This is a genomic window from Paenibacillus sp. PK3_47 (assembly GCF_023520895.1).
GTDB lineage: Bacteria > Bacillota > Bacilli > Paenibacillales > Paenibacillaceae > Paenibacillus_AQ.
The window spans coordinates 4,510,485-4,529,029 of sequence record NZ_CP026029.1 but is presented as its reverse complement, the minus strand read 5'-3'; the positions used below and the strand labels follow the sequence as shown (position 1 = coordinate 4,529,029).

The window sequence follows — 18,545 nt, the reverse complement described above, 5'->3', positions numbered from 1 at the left end:
ATATTAAGGGCTGCTCTGTACACAGCTTATTTGTCCAGCCAGGTTCTCATCATGGATAACAGCTGCAGGCTGTTGACCGGTTTGGTAATGTAATCCGAGCAGCCTGCCTCAAGGCACAGCTCCCGGTCGCCTTTCATAGCCTTTGCCGTCAGGGCAATAATAGGCAGGTCACTGAATTCAGGCTTCCGGCGGATCGCACGGGTCGTTTCATAACCGTCCATTCCCGGCATCATGATATCCATGAGGACGATCTCAATATCCGCTGTCTGTTCCAGAAGGTCAATTGCATCCTGGCCGTTCTCCGCGGGGATCACCTTCATATGGTGCCGCTCCAAAATCGACGTGAGCGCAAAAATGTTCCGGATATCATCATCTACAACGAGCACTTTTTTGTACTCGATCATTTCGTCCGAATTATATAATTTGACCAGCTTGTCCCTGGAATCGGACGGCAGATTCTCCGCCTCGAAATGCAGGAAGAGCGTCGTTTCATCCACCACCTGCAGATTGGACTTGACCTCTTTCAGCACCGCCATTTTGGCCAGTTCATCCCACTCTTCCGCCTCTGAAGGCGTCAGTTTGCTGCTTAAGCGGACTACAACCGGAACCCTTTTATTGCCGGCTTTCTTGTGCATGTCCCGGACGAACCGGAAGAGATTCATATCCGGCAGACTGTTGTCCAATATTACACAATCAAAATCTTTGCTGCTGATCTGGTTCAGCGCTTTGCGCCCCGTATCCACGGCCGTTATTTTGATATCCTGGCTGCTTAGCAGGCCGGTAATCTGTTTGCGTTCTGTCTCATCTGGAATGGCTACCAGCAGACTCCGGGTCTTCTTGTCCGCAAACTGGTTCAGGCGGTCCAGCGCATTCTCCAGCTCTTCATTCGTCACCGGTTTGCGGAAATAGTCGTACACCCCTTTTTGCAGCAGGAGCACCTCATCCTCGTCGACAGTCATGACACAGACCGGAATATGCCGGACATGAATATCATTCTTCAGCTGCCCCAGTACCAGCCAGCCGTCGGTATCCTCCCCAAGATGCAGATCCAGCGTAATGGCAATCGGCTTGTATTTATGAACGAGTTCCAGAACGTCCCAACCGGTAGGTGTAATAACGGCTTTGATCCCTTTTTTATGAAGAAGATCCATGATAATCTCATTAAATTTCTGGTCATCCTCAATAATCAGAAATACGCGGTCACCCGGATTAATGTTATCCCGGTCGTCAATCATGGTTGTTTCCGCCGGCTTGGTCAGAATACTTCTGCGCTTGGGCGGGGTGATATCGATAACCTCCGGAACATGCAGACTTCTCGTCTCGTTCTCAGTGAATTCTGCTTCAGTCGGAAGGTACAGATTAAATACGCTGCCCTTGTTCACTTCACTGTACAGGGTAATTTCTCCGCCCAGCATCTCGGCAATCTCGCGGGATATGGCAAGCCCCAGGCCTGTTCCGCCATATTCCCGGTTCGTGCTGCCGTCCGCCTGCTGGAAGGCTTCGAAGATGATCTGCTGTTTTTCATTAGGGATGCCGATGCCTGTGTCGCTGACTGAGAAGCAAATGACCGTTTTGGCACGGTTCAGCGATTCATTTTCCGGATGCCAGCCCTCGCCCGCCTTCCGGATTTGGAGCATAATCTGTCCTTGTTCAGTAAACTTGAAGGCGTTGGACAGCAGGTTTTTCAATATTTGCTGCAGCCGTTTGAAGTCCGTTATGATCTTATCCGGAACACCGGGATCAACCTGGATGCGGTAATCCAGCTTTTTGGCATCCACCATGTGGCGGAAGGTACGGTCAAGCCCGCCAGTCAGTTCCTTCAGGGATACTTCATTGTAATCCGGGGAAATGGTACCGGATTCGATTTTGGACAGATCCAGAATGTCGTTAATAAGGTTGAGCAGCTCGAGTCCCGACTCCTGAATGGTCTTCGCAAACTTCACCTGCATCTCGTGAAGATTGTCATCCGGATTCTCGGCAAGCTGTTCTGCCAGAAGCAGCAGCGAGTTCAGCGGAGTGCGGAGCTCATGCGACATATTGGCCAGAAATTCAGATTTGTACTTGGAGGTGAGGGCAAGCTGTTCCGCTTTCTCCTCCAGGTACTGCTTGGCCACTTCCACCTCATGGTTCTTGCTCTCCACTTCCGCCTTCTGCAGCACAAGCAGCTTGGCTTTATCCTCAAGCTCATCATTCGTATTCCGCAGCTCCATCTGCTGCTTCTGCAGCTCTTCGGTGAGCGACTGCGACTGGATCAGCAGCTCTTCTGTCCGCTGGTTGGCCTGCATGGTGTTAATTACAATCCCGATCGATTCCGTAAGCTGATCCAGGAAGGCGATGTCAATGTCACTGTATGGCCGGAAGGTCGCCAGTTCCAGAATCGCCAGCACCTGATCCTCGAAAATGATCGGCAGCAAAATGATGTTAAGCGGTGTAGCTTCTCCCAAAGCAGAGGAGATGACAACATAATCACCCGGTACGTTGGTAAGCAGAATCCGCTGTTTCTCGATCAGACACTGGCCCACCAGCCCCTGCCCGGCCCGGAATTCGTTCGCCAGATGCTTGCGGTTCTGGTACGCATAGCTGGCAAACAGCTTCAGCACCGGTTCACCGTTGACCGGTTCATTAATATAGAAGACGCCATGCTGCATGGACACAAGCGGAGCCAGCTCGGACAGAATCATGCGGCTGACCGCATACAAATCTCTTTGTCCCTGAAGCATCCGCGAGAATTTGGCCAGATTGGTCTTGAGCCAGTCCTGCTCCGTATTGATGCGCGTCGTTTCCTTCAGGTTCCGGATCATTTCATTGATGTTGTCTTTCAGTGTCGCGACTTCCCCGGAGGCGGAAACATCAATCGCCCGTGACAAATCACCATTGGTCACCGCTGTTGCCACGTTCGTGATGGCACGCACCTGTGTCGTCAGCGTACTCGCCATGTAGTTAACATTGTCGGTAAGATCGCGCCAGGTTCCCGCTGCACCAGGCACATTCGCCTGCCCGCCCAGTTTTCCTTCAGCCCCTACCTCACGGGCCACCGTGGTGACCTGATCGGCGAAGGTGGCCAGCGTCTCGATCATATTGTTGATGGTGTCCGTCAGCTCGGCGATTTCACCCTTGGCCTCCACCGTTAATTTCTGCTTCAGATTACCGTTCGCTACCGCGGTCACGACTTTGGCGATTCCGCGTACCTGATCCGTCAGATTGGTCGCCATGATGTTAACGTTGTCCGTCAGGTCCTTCCATATTCCTCCGACTCCGCGTACCTGGGCTTGTCCGCCCAGCTTGCCGTCTGTGCCGACTTCACGCGCCACACGTGTAACCTCAGAAGCAAACGAATTGAGCTGATCCACCATCGTGTTGATCGTATTTTTCAGCTCAAGCAATTCGCCTTTAACGTCTACAGTAATTTTCTTGGACAGGTCCCCGTTCGCTACCGCTGTTGTAACCCCGGCAATATTGCGCATTTGGATGGTCAGATTGCTGGCCATGTAATTTACGGTATCCGTTAAATCCTTCCACGTCCCGGAGACATCCTTCACTTCCGCCTGCGCGCCGAGCTTACCGTCTGTGCCGACCTCACGCGCTACGCGTGTTACTTCAGAAGCGAAGGTGGACAGCTGGTCGACCATCGTGTTGATGGTATTCTTCAGTTCAAGAATTTCGCCTTTGACGTCAACGGTGATTTTCTTGGACAGATCCCCTTTGGCTACCGCTGTTGTAACATCGGCAATGTTGCGGACCTGGTCGGTCAGATTGCGGGCCATATTATTAACGCTTTCGGTCAAATCCTTCCAGGTACCCCCGACTCCGCGTACCTGGGCCTGTCCGCCCAGCTTCCCGTCCGTCCCTACCTCGCGCGCCACCCGCGTAACCTCGGAAGAGAACATGGACAGCTGGTCCACCATCGTATTAATAGTATTTTTGAGCTCCAGGATTTCGCCTTGTACATCCGCCGTAATTTTTTTGGACAGATCGCCGTTAGCGACTGCGGTAGTCACGACTGCGATGTTGCGCACCTGGTTGGTGAGATTCGAAGCCATATAATTCACGCTCTCTGTCAAATCACGCCAGGTGCCTGCAACGCCTTTAACTTGAGCCTGTCCGCCGAGCATCCCTTCGGTTCCAACCTCGCGCGCCACCCGCGTAACCTCGGACGCGAAGGTGGAGAGCTGGTCGACCATCGTGTTAATAGTATTCTTAAGCTCCAGGATTTCGCCCTTCGCATTCACCGTGATCTGTTTGGACAAGTCGCCTTTGGCAACCGCAGTCGTGACCTCGGCGATATTGCGCACCTGATCGGTAAGTGTACCGGCCATAAAGTTAACGCTGTCCGTAAGATCCTTCCAGGTGCCGGACACCCCTTTAACATCCGCCTGACCGCCAAGAATCCCTTCTGTGGATACCTCACGCGCCACCCGCGTAACCTCAGAAGCGAAGTTGCTGAGCTGATCCACCATGATGTTAATGGTGCTTTTCAGCTGCAGGATCTCGCCCTTTGCATCGACAGTAATGGTCTTGGACAGGTCTCCCTTGGCAACCGCAGTGGTGACTTCAGCGATGTTGCGCACCTGGTTGGTTAAGTTGGACGCCATATAATTTACGCTTTCGGTCAAATCGCGCCAGGTTCCCGATACCCCTTTGACATCGGCCTGGCCGCCGAGTATGCCTTCTGTCCCTACCTCGCGGGCCATCCGGGTTACCTCGGAAGCAAAGGTCGACAACTGATCCACCATGGTATTGATGGTGTTCTTAAGTTCGAGAATTTCGCCCTGCACATCAGCTGTAATCTTCTTCGACAGGTCGCCGTTGGCCACTGCAGTTGTAACAACGGCGATATTTCGTACCTGATTGGTCAGGTTGGACGCCATGTAATTTACACTTTCGGTTAAATCCCGCCAAGTACCGGATACATCCTTAACCTCCGCCTGGCCGCCCAGCTTGCCCTCCGTACCAACCTCACGCGCTACCCGGGTAACTTCAGAGGAGAACATGGAGAGCTGATCTACCATCGTGTTGATCGTATTCTTGAGTTCAAGGATCTCCCCCCGTGCATTTACCGTGATTTGCTTCGACAAATCGCCTTTGGCAACAGCAGTGGTTACCGCTGCGATATTGCGTACCTGATCCGTGAGATTGGTCGCCATATAATTCACGCTGTCCGTAAGATCCTTCCAGGTTCCCGATACGCCTTTGACATCCGCCTGGCCGCCAAGTATCCCTTCCGTACCTACCTCACGCGCCACCCGCGTAACCTCTGAGGCAAAAGTGCTGAGCTGGTTCACCATCATGTTAATGTTGCTTGCCGTTCTCTGGAATTCGCCTGTCAGCGGCCGTCCTTCGATCTCCAGCTCGACCTTCTGGGACAGATCCCCTTTGGCTACGGCGTTAATTACCCTAACCATTTCACTGGTCGGCTGGATGAGGTCGATAACCAGTCCGTTGAGCGAATCGGTGATGGTCTCCCATGCCCCGCCCAGGTTTTTATGTGTAAATCTTCTGGAAAGATTGCCTTCTTTTCCGACAACCCTGGCTACCGTCTCGACCTCAGACACCAGGCTTTCCTGAATATCCATAATTTCATTAAAGGTATCCGCTACTTTGCCGGCTATCCCTGTGCGGTCATAGGGCATTCTGTAAGAAAAATTCCCTTTCTTCATCGACATTAAGGCGTTGAGCAGTTCACCGACATTGATTTGATCCCCGTTTATTTCGCTGATATTGTTTTGATCGCTCATAACTTACCTTTGCCCCTGTTCCATCGCATATTTTTGTATGACCTGTATGATGTCTTCCCTCCGGACCGGCTTTACGATAAAATCATCCATGCCTGAGGACAAGCACTGCTGCATCATTTCCCGGGATACATTCGGCGTCATCCCGATGATCACAGGATGCTTGTTCCTGTGCTTCTTTCTGATCTTCCGGACAATCTCCCAGCCCTCACGGAGGGGAATACGGAGATCAAGAAAAAGCATATCGTAAGCATCAACCTCTACGGCTGCCATCAGCTCTGCACAATTCTCCGCCAGATCGGCAGCCGTGCCCAATGTTTCCAGCAGCTGCTTCATCAGCTTCCGGCTCACGCTGTCCTCTTCTGCAACCAGCATCCGCATCGGGACTGCCCCGTAGCTTCCGCTCCTGCTCTCCGTTTCCGGCGGCTCCTGATCATTCCGGACGAAGGAGTCCTGACCCTGGAACAGCTTGGCTTCAATTGTAAAAATGAACGTTGCGCCGGGTTCTTCCGAAGGCTCTGCCCGGATCGTTCCGCCCATCAGTTCAACCAGGGATTTGCTGATCGATAATCCGAGGCCCGTTCCCCCGAACTTGCGTGTGGTTGAAGCATCCAGCTGGGAGAAGGGCTGGAACAGCTCCGGTATTTTGTCCGGAGGGATTCCGATGCCGGTATCTTTAACCGTAAATTCAAGCGTCAGCGTATTCGCTGTCTCCGCCAGCTTGTTAACCATTATGTATACACTGCCCTCATGTGTGAACTTTACCGCATTGCCCACCAGATTATTCAGTACCTGGCCCAGACGGTTCACATCCCCCAGTAAATAAGGCGGCAGCGAAGGATCCATAAGTACCGCTATTTCCAGGTTCTGTCCCCTGATTCTGGCTGTAAACAAATTGACGGTTTCGGCCAGGCATTGCTGGAGCGAGAACGGCACCTCCTCGAGTTCCATTTTTCCGGATTCGATCTTGGAAAAGTCCAGAATATGGTTGATGATAGAGAGCAGGGCATTGCCGCTTGTGTGAATGATCTCTGCCATGTCAGCGTATTCATCAGGCAAACCGGAGGTCAGGAGCAGGTCGGACATCCCTATGATCCCATTCAGGGGAGTCCGGATTTCGTGGCTCATCATGGCCAGGAATTCCGATTTTACACGCGAGGCAACCTCCGCTGCTTCTTTGGCCCGGCTGAGCGCCTGATTTGTTTTTTCCAGCTGCCTCGTCTGCTTCTTCAGCATTTCGCTTTGGATCTGAAGGATATTATTGGCTTCATACAGACTGACATATCCCTCGATTTTGGATTTAAAAATAGGCGGGACGAACGGCTTTGTCATATAATCCATCGCACCGACGGAATAGCCGGAAAAGATCTGCTCCATCGTATCGCTGGCGGATGTCACAAAGATGATGGGCACATATTTGGACTTCTCCCGGGTCCGGATAATTCTCGCTGTCTCCAGCCCGTCCATTCCGGGCATTTGCACCGCCATAACAATGACGGCAAACTCTTCTTCCAATAAGCAGCGCAAAGCCTCAATCCCGGAATACGCCCGGACCAGCCGGTAAGGTTCTCCGCTGAGGATTGCCTCTATGGCCATCAGGTTCTCCGGGTGATCGTCTACGAGCAGGATATTGACTGGAAAATCCATGACGCGCCTCACTTTCCGACTCTACTCTTGCTCTCGTTTATAATTCGAAAATATAGCTTATATACCCAATTTTTTAATCACTGAAACCTGTCGCCCACGGGAACGGCAAAAAGCAACTTATCCGCAGACAAGTCGCTTTTTGATCAGTGTGATTTTTTGAAAAATATACCCTTGAACACAGCTGGTTCTAATCCGCCCTGATCACGATTTCATATACCGGAACTGCGCGGACGGAAGTAATATCTGCAATCTGTTCGGCGGACGTCTCGTTCCACCCTGCCATTGTGGTATTGCTGTTAACGACAGTGCCTTTGCGGATCGGCGACACATAGAGGTGCATCCCCTTGTCCGGCAGCAGTTCTTCATGACGCTCCTTCAGCCGGGATGGTGATCGTCTCACCGGGAAGAGCAATGCTGACATTCATATCCCGCAGCTATACGGAAGAATTGTTTTGGTCAGCGCGAACTGCTCCTGAACCCGGTGAACAAATAATGCTGCAGCTTCGTCCGCTTGTACGATTCCCGCACCTGCCATGCTCTGCAAAAATAGATTTGGTATCGCCGCTTACTTCAATCCGGTAGTTCTTCATCAGGTTCTCCTTCACTCATTTACGTGCTGATTCTCCTCCTTACTTTACCTTGGACAGAAGTATCCGCAAATTGACAAAACACTTGAGTTGATGGACTATCTTCTGATTAGCTGCCGGCCTTTTGCGCCGCTCTTCAGTTAAATTTAAGAAGATAAAATTTTCTTATCTACAATTCAGTTATAAAAATGTCGATATACATTACATACATACATTTATTCACCAAGCTGAGGAGAGAAGATTTTGAAAAACAAATGGAATAACATTTTAGAAAAATTGAAGCTGACGATTCGCATGAAATTATTGACCGGTTTTTTGTTAGTGGCTGCACTGCTGGCCTTTGTAAGTACTTATGCTTTAACCCAGATTCATGAAATGGCTGATACTTCTGAATCTATCGATCATAAATGGATGCCGAGCGTCAGTCTGCTTGGAATGATGAACGGGGATATCTCGGATGTGGAACGTCTGTCCCTTGCCATTATTGTTGAGGCAGATGAGAATGAGACGGCGAAGATGTATGATGCATTGCTGCAGCTCCAGGTCAAAATTGAGGATGAACGCAAAAAACTGATTCCGCTGATTGAGGATAGTCCCGAAGCCATGGTATTGTACAATACTTTCGGCACCAACTATGAGGCGTATTTAGCAAAAATGCCTGCGTTTATCCAACAGGGCCAGGATAATAATTTTGAGGAAGCCAGCAAGCTCCATACAGAGGCTTATCCGCTATGGTTTACAGCAAACGATACTATCGCCCAGCTGATTACGATGAGCAATGAATTATCGGGGCAGGTGACACAGGATTCCTTGTCAGAAGCAAACCACGCATTTATTATCATTTTGGCGGTAACGATTATCGCCTTCCTGATCGCCTTATTCATTGCCTTCTTTATTTCAAGTATGATCTCAAGACCTATTAAGAAGATGAATGCTGCAGCGGTACTTATTGCGAACGGTGATCTGGCCGGGGAAAGCATTACGCTAAAAAACAAAGATGAACTCGGCACACTGGCTGCTTCCTTTAATACGATGACAGGTAACCTGCGTGCGATGATCCAGTCTGTGTCCATGACTTCCGAACATGTAGCCGCCTCTTCGGAAGAACTGCTCGCAAGTGCAGAGCAGAATACGAGAGCCTCCGAGCAAATCTCTGAAACCGTAGAGCAGCTCGCTGTAGGTACAACGGAGCAAGTGAACATTGTGAAGCGTTCCTCACAGGCCATGAACGAAATGGCCTTGGGATCTGAGCAAATCGCACAGCTCGCCCAAAGTGTATCAGTATCTGCTGTAGATGCCGCGAATCAATCGGCTGAAGGGAATCAGATTATCCGTCAGGCCGTGGAACAAATGAGCTCAGTCCGTACGTCCATAGCTTCCCTGACAGAGCTGGTTACGGGGCTGGGAGAACGTTCTGCAGAGATTGGCAGTATTACCGAAGTTATTAATAATATCGCCCGCCAGACCAATCTGCTTGCCTTAAATGCGGCAATCGAAGCTGCACGTGCGGGTGAGCACGGCCGGGGTTTCGCGGTTGTTGCCGGAGAAGTACGTAAACTGGCGGAGGTATCCGCAGAATCTGCACAGAAAATTACAGAACTCGTGCAGCTGATTCAGAATGACACCGATCATGCGGTACAGGCTGTAAAAGTGAACAGCAGTGAAACCGAAGCCGGCATTGAGATGGTTACTGCTGCAGGGCAGGCGTTTGAACAAATCTCAGATGCCGTAAATAAGGTCGCTGGCGAAATTCAGGAAGTATCTGCCGGGTCGGAACAAATGTCTGCCAGCACGGATGAAGTGGTCCATTATGTGGAGGAAATCTCCACCATTGCTGAAGAAGCATCCGGAGGCGTACACAATGTATCTGCTGCAACTGAGGAGCAGCTGGCTTCCATGGAAGAGATTGCATCGTCAGCAGGTGCTCTCTCCAGGATGGCAGAAGAATTGCAGGAGCAGATCAATAAATTCAAAGTATAACGGTATTGGTTTGGTTTTTCGCCCGTAACTTCTCGTACATTGCTATCAAAAAAAGCATCTCCTAAGGGGATGCTTTTTTTGTGCTTTGAGTTGAGTACATCGCAGGTTAGTTGGAATTTCTCCAGCTAATATCTGTATTTCCGATCATTTAAGACAGTTAGCTGGAAATGTTCCATCTAATTCAGCATATATCTGCCTCTGATGCCGTATCCGGCATAATTAATTGGAGTTTTTCCTACTAACCTTAGAATATTGTGATTTGATTGGTAATTAGAGGGAGAAAATCCACTTCGATTGATTAATATAGGAGTTTTGATAGTTAACAGCCGGCTGGACAGGAGTTTGCGCTAATGTAGAAACGTTTGCTCTCAGTGCTGCCTTTTACAAACATTAGGCTTGTTTAACGCCTCCGTCTCCATAGCACATTGTATTCGATTTTTCGCATACATTTGCTCTTTGCCACTTCCGGTAGCATATTATGTTCGAGTTTTGCATACATCTGCTCATTGCCCCCGCTTTAGCACGTTATACTTTATGGCTAGCTTCTACACACAACAAAAAAGCCACTGCTGATTACTCAGCAGTGGCTTTGTGTGCTTGGCGGCGTCCTACTCTCCCAGGACCCTTCGGTCCAAGTACCATCGGCGCTGGAGGGCTTAACGGTCGTGTTCGGGATGGGTACGCGTGGAACCCCTCCGCTATCGCCACCAAACGCGCATCTGCGGTGCAAATGCTTCAGGAACTTGATTCCTGAAAACTGAATCCGAAACGAATTTGTGTGTTAGTTTTTTGGATAAGCCCTCGACCGATTAGTATTGGTCAGCTCCATGCATTGCTGCACTTCCACCTCCAACCTATCTACCTCGTCGTCTTCAAGGGGTCTTACTAGTTGGGAAATCTCATCTTGAGGGGGGCTTCACGCTTAGATGCTTTCAGCGCTTATCCCGTCCGTACGTAGCTACCCAGCCATGCTCCTGGCGGAACAACTGGTGCACCAGCGGTACGTCCATCCCGGTCCTCTCGTACTAAGGACAGCTCCTCTCAAATTTCCTGCGCCCACGACAGATAGGGACCGAACTGTCTCACGACGTTCTGAACCCAGCTCGCGTACCGCTTTAATGGGCGAACAGCCCAACCCTTGGGACCTACTTCAGCCCCAGGATGCGATGAGCCGACATCGAGGTGCCAAACCTCCCCGTCGATGTGGACTCTTGGGGGAGATAAGCCTGTTATCCCCAGGGTAGCTTTTATCCGTTGAGCGATGGCCCTTCCATGCGGTACCACCGGATCACTAAGTCCGACTTTCGTCCCTGCTCGACTTGTAGGTCTCGCAGTCAAGCTCCCTTATGCCTTTGCACTCTTCGAATGATTTCCAACCATTCTGAGGGAACCTTTGAACGCCTCCGTTACTCTTTAGGAGGCGACCGCCCCAGTCAAACTGCCCGCCTGACACGGTCCCTGTACCCGCTTAGGGTACCAGGTTAGAACCTAGATACGATCAGGGTGGTATCCCAACGGCGCCTCCACAGAAGCTTGCGCTCCTGCTTCTACGGCTCCCACCTATCCTGTACAGATCGTACCCAAATTCAATATCAAGCTGCAGTAAAGCTCCATGGGGTCTTTCCGTCTTGTCGCGGGTAACCTGCATCTTCACAGGTATTAAAATTTCACCGGATCTCTCGTTGAGACAGCGCCCAAGTCGTTACGCCATTCGTGCGGGTCAGAATTTACCTGACAAGGAATTTCGCTACCTTAGGACCGTTATAGTTACGGCCGCCGTTTACTGGGGCTTCGGTTCATAGCTTCGGGTTACCCCTAACCACTCCCCTTAACCTTCCAGCACCGGGCAGGCGTCAGCCCGTATACTTCGCCTTGCGGCTTCGCACAGACCTGTGTTTTTGCTAAACAGTCGCTTGGGCCTTTTCACTGCGGCCCCCTCGGGCTATTCACCCTACCGAGGCACCCCTTCTCCCGAAGTTACGGGGTCATTTTGCCGAGTTCCTTAACGAGAGTTCTTCCGCGCGCCTTAGAATTCTCTTCTCGCCTACCTGTGTCGGTTTGCGGTACGGGCACCTTCTCCTGACTAGAGGCTTTTCTTGGCAGTGTGAGATCATGACCTTCGCTACTGTAATTTTCGCTCCCCATCACAGCCCAGCCTTACGGTGTGCGGATTTGCCTGCACACCAGCCTCACTGCTTAGACGGACATCCATCAGTCCGCGTCACTACCCTCCTGCGTCACCCCATCGCTCATAGCGGATTACGGTGGTACAGTAATTTCAAACTGTTGTCCTTCGACTACGCCTGTCGGCCTCGCCTTAGGTCCCGACTTACCCTGAGCGGACGAGCCTTCCTCAGGAAACCTTGGGCTTTCGGCGGATCAGATTCTCACTGATCTTTTCGTTACTCATACCGGCATTCTCACTTGTGTACTCTCCAGCGCTCCTTACGGTACACCTTCAACGTATACACAACGCTCCCCTACCCCTGATGCATACGCATCAAGCCATAGCTTCGGTGGTGTGTTTAGCCCCGTTACATTTTCGGCGCAGAGTCACTCGACCAGTGAGCTATTACGCACTCTTTCAATGGTGGCTGCTTCTAAGCCAACATCCTGGTTGTCTGTGCAACTCCACATCCTTTCCCACTTAACACACACTTGGGGACCTTAGCTGATGGTCTGGGCTGTTTCCCTTTTGACAATGGATCTTAGCACTCACTGTCTGACTCCCGGCAAGAAGTAAATGGCATTCGGAGTTTGACTGAGCTTGGTAACCCTTGCGGGCCCCGCACCCAATCAGTGCTCTACCTCCACCACTCCATTCACCGAGGCTAGCCCTAAAGCTATTTCGGGGAGAACCAGCTATCTCCGAGTTCGATTGGAATTTCTCCGCTACCCCCACCTCATCCCCGCACTTTTCAACGTACGTGGGTTCGGGCCTCCAGTGCGTGTTACCGCACCTTCACCCTGGACAGGGGTAGATCACACGGTTTCGGGTCTACGTCCACATACTTAGTCGCCCTATTCAGACTCGCTTTCGCTGCGGCTCCGGCTTCTCACCTTAACCTTGCATGTTAAACGTAACTCGCCGGTTCATTCTACAAAAGGCACGCCATCACCCATAAAACGGGCTCTGACTTCTTGTAAGCACACGGTTTCAGGTTCTATTTCACTCCCCTTCCGGGGTGCTTTTCACCTTTCCCTCACGGTACTGATTCACTATCGGTCGCCAGGTAGTATTTAGCCTTAGCAGATGGTCCTGCTGGATTCATACGGGGTTTCACGTGCCCCGCACTACTCGGGATCCGTCTCGGAGGGGTTAAACTTTTGGCTACAGGGCTTTTACCTCTATCGCGGGCCTTTCCAGACCTCTTCGCCTAACCTAACCTTTTGTAACTCCATGTGAGACGTCCCACAACCCCAGGAGGCAAGCCCCCTGGTTTAGGCTGTTCCGCGTTCGCTCGCCGCTACTGACGGAATCACTATTGTTTTCTCTTCCTCAGGGTACTTAGATGTTTCAGTTCCCCTGGTCTGCCTCTGCACATCCTATGTATTCAGATGTGAGTGACTGCGAATTACCACAGCCGGGTTTCCCCATTCGGACACCCCCGGATCAAAGCTTGCTTACAGCTCCCCGAGGCAGTTTCGTTGTTCGCCACGTCCTTCGTCAGCTCCTGGCGCCTAGGCATCCTCCGTGTGCTCTTATTAGCTTAACCAACGCTACGGTGTTTCGCTTGTTTGCTCATCTTGTTTTGAATAGCCCGTCCGGATCACTCCGTACGCTAGAATATTCAAAGCCAAAAGTCGCTTCACAATCGAAAACCTTCGCTTTCAGCATCGCTATTAAATCTTCACTTGTTTACACAAGTTCAGCTTAAAGGAATGTTCTAAAACGCAAATTCGTTTCGGTATCCAGTTTTCAAGGATCAAGTTTCTGTAAGTTCTGGTCGATCACAGCTGTGTCGATAGAAGTTACAGAATTTTGAGAGCTTAAACTCTCAAAACTGAGCAACGAGTGAGCAACTAACCGACCGGTTAGATTTAAGATTTGAATGTCTTCATTGCAGAAGACGATTCTCCATAGAAAGGAGGTGATCCAGCCGCACCTTCCGATACGGCTACCTTGTTACGACTTCACCCCAATCATCTACCCCACCTTCGGCGGCTGGCTCCCTTGCGGGTTACCCCACCGACTTCGGGTGTTGTAAACTCTCGTGGTGTGACGGGCGGTGTGTACAAGACCCGGGAACGTATTCACCGCGGCATGCTGATCCGCGATTACTAGCAATTCCGACTTCATGCAGGCGAGTTGCAGCCTGCAATCCGAACTGAGACCGGCTTTGCTGGGATTGGCTCCACCTCGCGGCTTCGCTTCCCGTTGTACCGGCCATTGTAGTACGTGTGTAGCCCAGGTCATAAGGGGCATGATGATTTGACGTCATCCCCACCTTCCTCCGGTTTGTCACCGGCAGTCACTCTAGAGTGCCCAGCTCGACCTGCTGGCAACTAAAGTCAAGGGTTGCGCTCGTTGCGGGACTTAACCCAACATCTCACGACACGAGCTGACGACAACCATGCACCACCTGTCTCCTCTGTCCCGAAGGCCGCCTCTATCTCTAGAGGATTCAGAGGGATGTCAAGACCTGGTAAGGTTCTTCGCGTTGCTTCGAATTAAACCACATACTCCACTGCTTGTGCGGGTCCCCGTCAATTCCTTTGAGTTTCAGTCTTGCGACCGTACTCCCCAGGCGGAGTGCTTACTGTGTTAACTTCGGCACCAAGGGTATCGAAACCCCTAACACCTAGCACTCATCGTTTACGGCGTGGACTACCAGGGTATCTAATCCTGTTTGCTCCCCACGCTTTCGCGCCTCAGCGTCAGTTACAGCCCAGAAAGTCGCCTTCGCCACTGGTGTTCCTCCACATCTCTACGCATTTCACCGCTACACGTGGAATTCCACTTTCCTCTTCTGTACTCAAGCGATCCAGTTTCCAGTGCGACCCCAGGTTGAGCCCAAGGTTTAAACACCAGACTTAAATCGCCGCCTGCGCGCGCTTTACGCCCAATAATTCCGGACAACGCTTGCCCCCTACGTATTACCGCGGCTGCTGGCACGTAGTTAGCCGGGGCTTTCTTCTCAGGTACCGTCACTCCGGCAGCAGTTACTCTACCGGACGTTCTTCCCTGGCAACAGAGCTTTACGATCCGAAAACCTTCATCACTCACGCGGCGTTGCTCCGTCAGGCTTTCGCCCATTGCGGAAGATTCCCTACTGCTGCCTCCCGTAGGAGTCTGGGCCGTGTCTCAGTCCCAGTGTGGCCGTTCACCCTCTCAGGTCGGCTACGCATCGTCGCCTTGGTGAGCCGTTACCTCACCAACTAGCTAATGCGCCGCAGGCCCATCCCATAGTGACAGATTGCTCCGTCTTTCATTCTTCTTTCAGGAGAAAAAAGAAATTATCCGGTATTAGCTACCGTTTCCGGTAGTTATCCCAGGCTATGGGGCAGGTTGCCTACGTGTTACTCACCCGTCCGCCGCTAAGCAACGGTTTCCCAAGGGAAACCGTTAGCTCCGCTCGACTTGCATGTATTAGGCACGCCGCCAGCGTTCGTCCTGAGCCAGGATCAAACTCTCCAATTAGGACGCTTGCGAAGCAAGCGTCGCCTGTATCCTCTTCGGTCCAGCTCAGCTGAGCGGATGAAGAGGATACAGTATAGAAAGAGCGATAGCTCATTTTGAAACATCTGACGAGAATTTGCATTCTCAGGATGAATTTCCAAAGCGTACGAGACGCTGTGAAAATCATTAATTTTTGGAATTCACCGAAGTGATTTCCAGGTACTCACTCGTTGTTCAGTTTTCAAAGATCAAGCTCATCGTCACTGTCGATCACCTCGTCAGCAGCAACTTTTATAATATATCATCTTTCGAAGATTAATGCAAGCTTTATTTTTCAGAATCATTTAAGCTTCTCTTCAACCGGCCAATCAAGACAATCATAAAAACGACCGGAATAAGAATATACCACACATTCAACATAACATGCAACCTTTATTTTAACCAGCCAGCAAAGTTGTTTATCACCCGCGACCGGATTCATAGTATACCTCTTATAAACCGTATGATTCAACACTTAATTTTTGCCAGCTTCCAGCTGCCTTATTAAAGAAAGAAGACCGCGGGTCCGCAGCCCCCTTTCTGTCTTAACCGGACTACCCTAGACCACTGTAATTACAAGCTTGGCCGGATACATGCCTTCAGCATAAGCCGACAGCACCACGCGTCCTTTGTCACCGGTTAGCCGGATCACCGTACTGACACGTCCATGATACATATGCATCCAGCTGCGGTCATAAGCTTCGCTTGAGCTGAGGTCGCCGTTGTCTACAGCAATAATCTCCGCAGGTCCTTCCACCTCAAAACTCACTTTTGAACTGTCACGGAATACAGGCACGCCTTCAGCATCTTTTGCCCGAACGGTAAAAAGCTTCTGAACCACACTGTCCGCTCTCAGCTTCATCTCTTCCTGCTCAAAGCCAAGCCTGACTGCCGGGCCCGCTGTCTGCAGAAGATACTGGCTTACCTCTTCGCCGCCTATGTACCCTTTTACTGTAATTGTACCTGGCTGATAAGGCAGATAGCCGGTAATCATCCGGTTAGGATAGGCAGACGGCTTATTTACATTGAAAGTTTTGCCGTTCAGATCCAGCGTGACCTCTTCGCAGTTGGTGGCAATCATGTACGGAATGACCGTTTTATTGAACTGCGGAAAGTTCCAGTGGGCAGCATACCTTGGCGTATCCCAATGCTCTTTTACACCTTCATCCTGAAGCGAATAATCCATTACAGACAAATAGACCATCGGTTTTTCCGACCAGTAGCTCTCGTACAGATAGGACAGCGGTTTGCGCTCATGATTCGTCCAGAACAGGGAACCTGCCCAGCCCTTGGCCGGATAACCCATAGATTCGCCCAGGTAATCAATACCGGTCCACAGCATGCCGCCGATCACATAATCTTGCTTCTCCACATCCATCCAGGGCACCTCTTCACTGAAGTTTTGCATCTGAAAGGAATGTCCGCGGAAAAATTGATACGTTTCAGTCCCCAGAATCAGCTTATCCGGAACCGCTTTATGAATCTCAGGGTACCACTGCTCCTGATAGTTACAGCAAATCACATCAACGATCTCTCCGATCCGGCGGATCCGCTCCACTCTTTCGGCCACATCGTAGATTTCCGTGTCATCCGCTTCATACACAAACTGCTGGATATCTTCTATAGTAGACAGATCGACATTGCTCTCGTATTTAAAATGCGGATTCATCGCGTACGACACCGGCCGGGTATCATCAAGGGTCAGCAAATGCTCCTTAAGCATCTTCAGAATGTTCAGCATAGATGCCTGTCCCTGATGCTCCACCTCATTGCCGACGCCCCACATGAAAATACAAGGATGGTTCCGGTCCCGCTTCACCATACCTTCCAGGTCACGCCGCCACTCGGTCCCGAAGTATCTTCCGTATGCCCCTCCCGTCCACTTGTCAAAAGGCTCTTCATACACCAGCAGCCCCAGCTCATCGCACAGATCAAGAATTTCTTCCGCAAAAATATGATGTGCGGTACGGATGGCGTTGCACCCTATTTTTTTGAACGCGATTAGCCTGTCTTTCCAAATTTCCGTAGTGACCGCCGTTCCCAGACAGCCTGCATCCTGATGCACACAGAGTCCCTTTACCTTGGTCAATTTGCCGTTGATATACATTCCTTTGTCCGGAATCATCCGGATATCCCGGATGCCTACATTGAGGCTGTATTGGTCCGTTACCTGACCTTTCACAACAAGCGACAGCTCCAGGCGGTATAGATCCGGTTCATCCGGACTCCACAGCCTGGCTCGCGGAATCTCCAGCCGGATCATTCCCATATCCGATTCTCCTGTTACATACGCCTCTCTATCGGAGAGCACTGCCCGGACCAGAGAAGTTACACCGGTCTTAACGGTAACAATACCCGCACCCGTACCCTCGATGATTTCCGTTGTTACCTGAATATTGGCCGGCTCAAGATGGTTCTGATTCAGCTCCAGCAGCTTCACTTCCCGGTAGATTCCTGCCCCCGAATACCACCGGTCCGCCGGTACAGCAGTGTTGTCCACCTTAACCAGAATGAGATTATCGCCTTCCTGAAGGAAGTCCGTTATGTCCAGCTCAAAGCTCGTATAACCGTATTTCTGCCCGCCGGCTTCTTTGCCGTTGACCCAGATTGTACTATTTTCATAGATTCCGCCGAATTGCAGCTTGTACACATAACCTTCCCTGATCTGCTTCATTTCCAGATGACTTCTGTACCAGCCAATCCCCCAGCGGTCCCTGAACCCTTGGGCCATGGCCTGCTTCATGTTTTTTGATACCGGGGCGGTAATGGCCCAGTCATGCGGGAGTGTAACGGGTTCGAAATTCGGGTCTTCAGGCTGCTGCAGGGTGAATTCCCAGCCATTCATTAACTTCGTCTCAAGTCGGCTCATGGTCATGTACCATCCTTTTTTTCGTTTGTAAGCGGGTTATGGACTTTGTTATATTTATATTGTAAATTCCA

At 50.9% G+C, this 18,545-nt stretch carries 5 protein-coding genes and 3 rRNA genes; 1 reads left to right on the top strand and 7 read right to left on the bottom strand.

The window, feature by feature from the left end; genetic code table 11:
- Positions 1–26: 26 nt before the first annotated feature.
- From C2I18_RS19805 to C2I18_RS19795, 3 genes are all read right to left on the bottom strand, one after another.
- Positions 27–5,735 (bottom strand): HAMP domain-containing protein, encoded by a 5,709-nt coding sequence (locus C2I18_RS19805; protein ID WP_249897456.1) that lies wholly within the window; start codon positions 5,733–5,735, stop codon positions 27–29.
- 3 nt (positions 5,736–5,738) lie between these two features.
- The gene (locus C2I18_RS19800; RefSeq protein WP_249897455.1) at positions 5,739–7,379 is read right to left on the bottom strand and encodes a response regulator; all 1,641 of its coding nucleotides are present in this window, start codon (positions 7,377–7,379) and stop codon (positions 5,739–5,741) included.
- Positions 7,380–7,566: 187 nt separating this feature from the next.
- Positions 7,567–7,779, bottom strand: a complete 213-nt coding sequence (locus C2I18_RS19795; protein WP_249897454.1) for a hypothetical protein — start codon at positions 7,777–7,779, stop codon at positions 7,567–7,569.
- Between the two features lie 463 nt (positions 7,780–8,242).
- On the opposite strand from C2I18_RS19795, the gene C2I18_RS19790 reads away from it, so the two are divergent.
- The gene (locus tag C2I18_RS19790; RefSeq protein ID WP_249902177.1) at positions 8,243–9,946 is read left to right on the top strand and encodes a methyl-accepting chemotaxis protein; all 1,704 of its coding nucleotides are present in this window, start codon (positions 8,243–8,245) and stop codon (positions 9,944–9,946) included.
- Between the two features lie 595 nt (positions 9,947–10,541).
- On the opposite strand, the gene rrf is transcribed toward C2I18_RS19790, so the two are convergent.
- From rrf to C2I18_RS19770, 4 genes are all read right to left on the bottom strand, one after another.
- Positions 10,542–10,658 (bottom strand): 5S ribosomal RNA (gene rrf / locus C2I18_RS19785).
- Positions 10,659–10,735: 77 nt separating this feature from the next.
- A 23S ribosomal RNA gene (locus tag C2I18_RS19780) occupies positions 10,736–13,662 on the bottom strand.
- 368 nt (positions 13,663–14,030) lie between these two features.
- Positions 14,031–15,587: ribosomal RNA gene (locus tag C2I18_RS19775) — 16S ribosomal RNA — on the bottom strand.
- The 16S, 23S and 5S rRNA genes sit together here, the layout of an rRNA operon.
- Positions 15,588–16,164: 577 nt before the next feature.
- Entirely contained in the window at positions 16,165–18,474 is a 2,310-nt protein-coding gene (locus C2I18_RS19770) for a glycoside hydrolase family 2 TIM barrel-domain containing protein (RefSeq protein ID WP_249897453.1), read from the bottom strand.
- Between the last annotated feature and the right edge of the window lie 71 nt (positions 18,475–18,545).

Coding starts and splice junctions, on each gene's coding strand:
- C2I18_RS19805 (WP_249897456.1), bottom strand. CDS start 5,735: ATGAGCGATCAAAACAATATCAGCGAAATAAACGGGGATCAAATCAAT.
- C2I18_RS19800 (WP_249897455.1), bottom strand. CDS start 7,379: ATGGATTTTCCAGTCAATATCCTGCTCGTAGACGATCACCCGGAGAAC.
- C2I18_RS19770 (WP_249897453.1), bottom strand. CDS start 18,474: ATGAGCCGACTTGAGACGAAGTTAATGAATGGCTGGGAATTCACCCTG.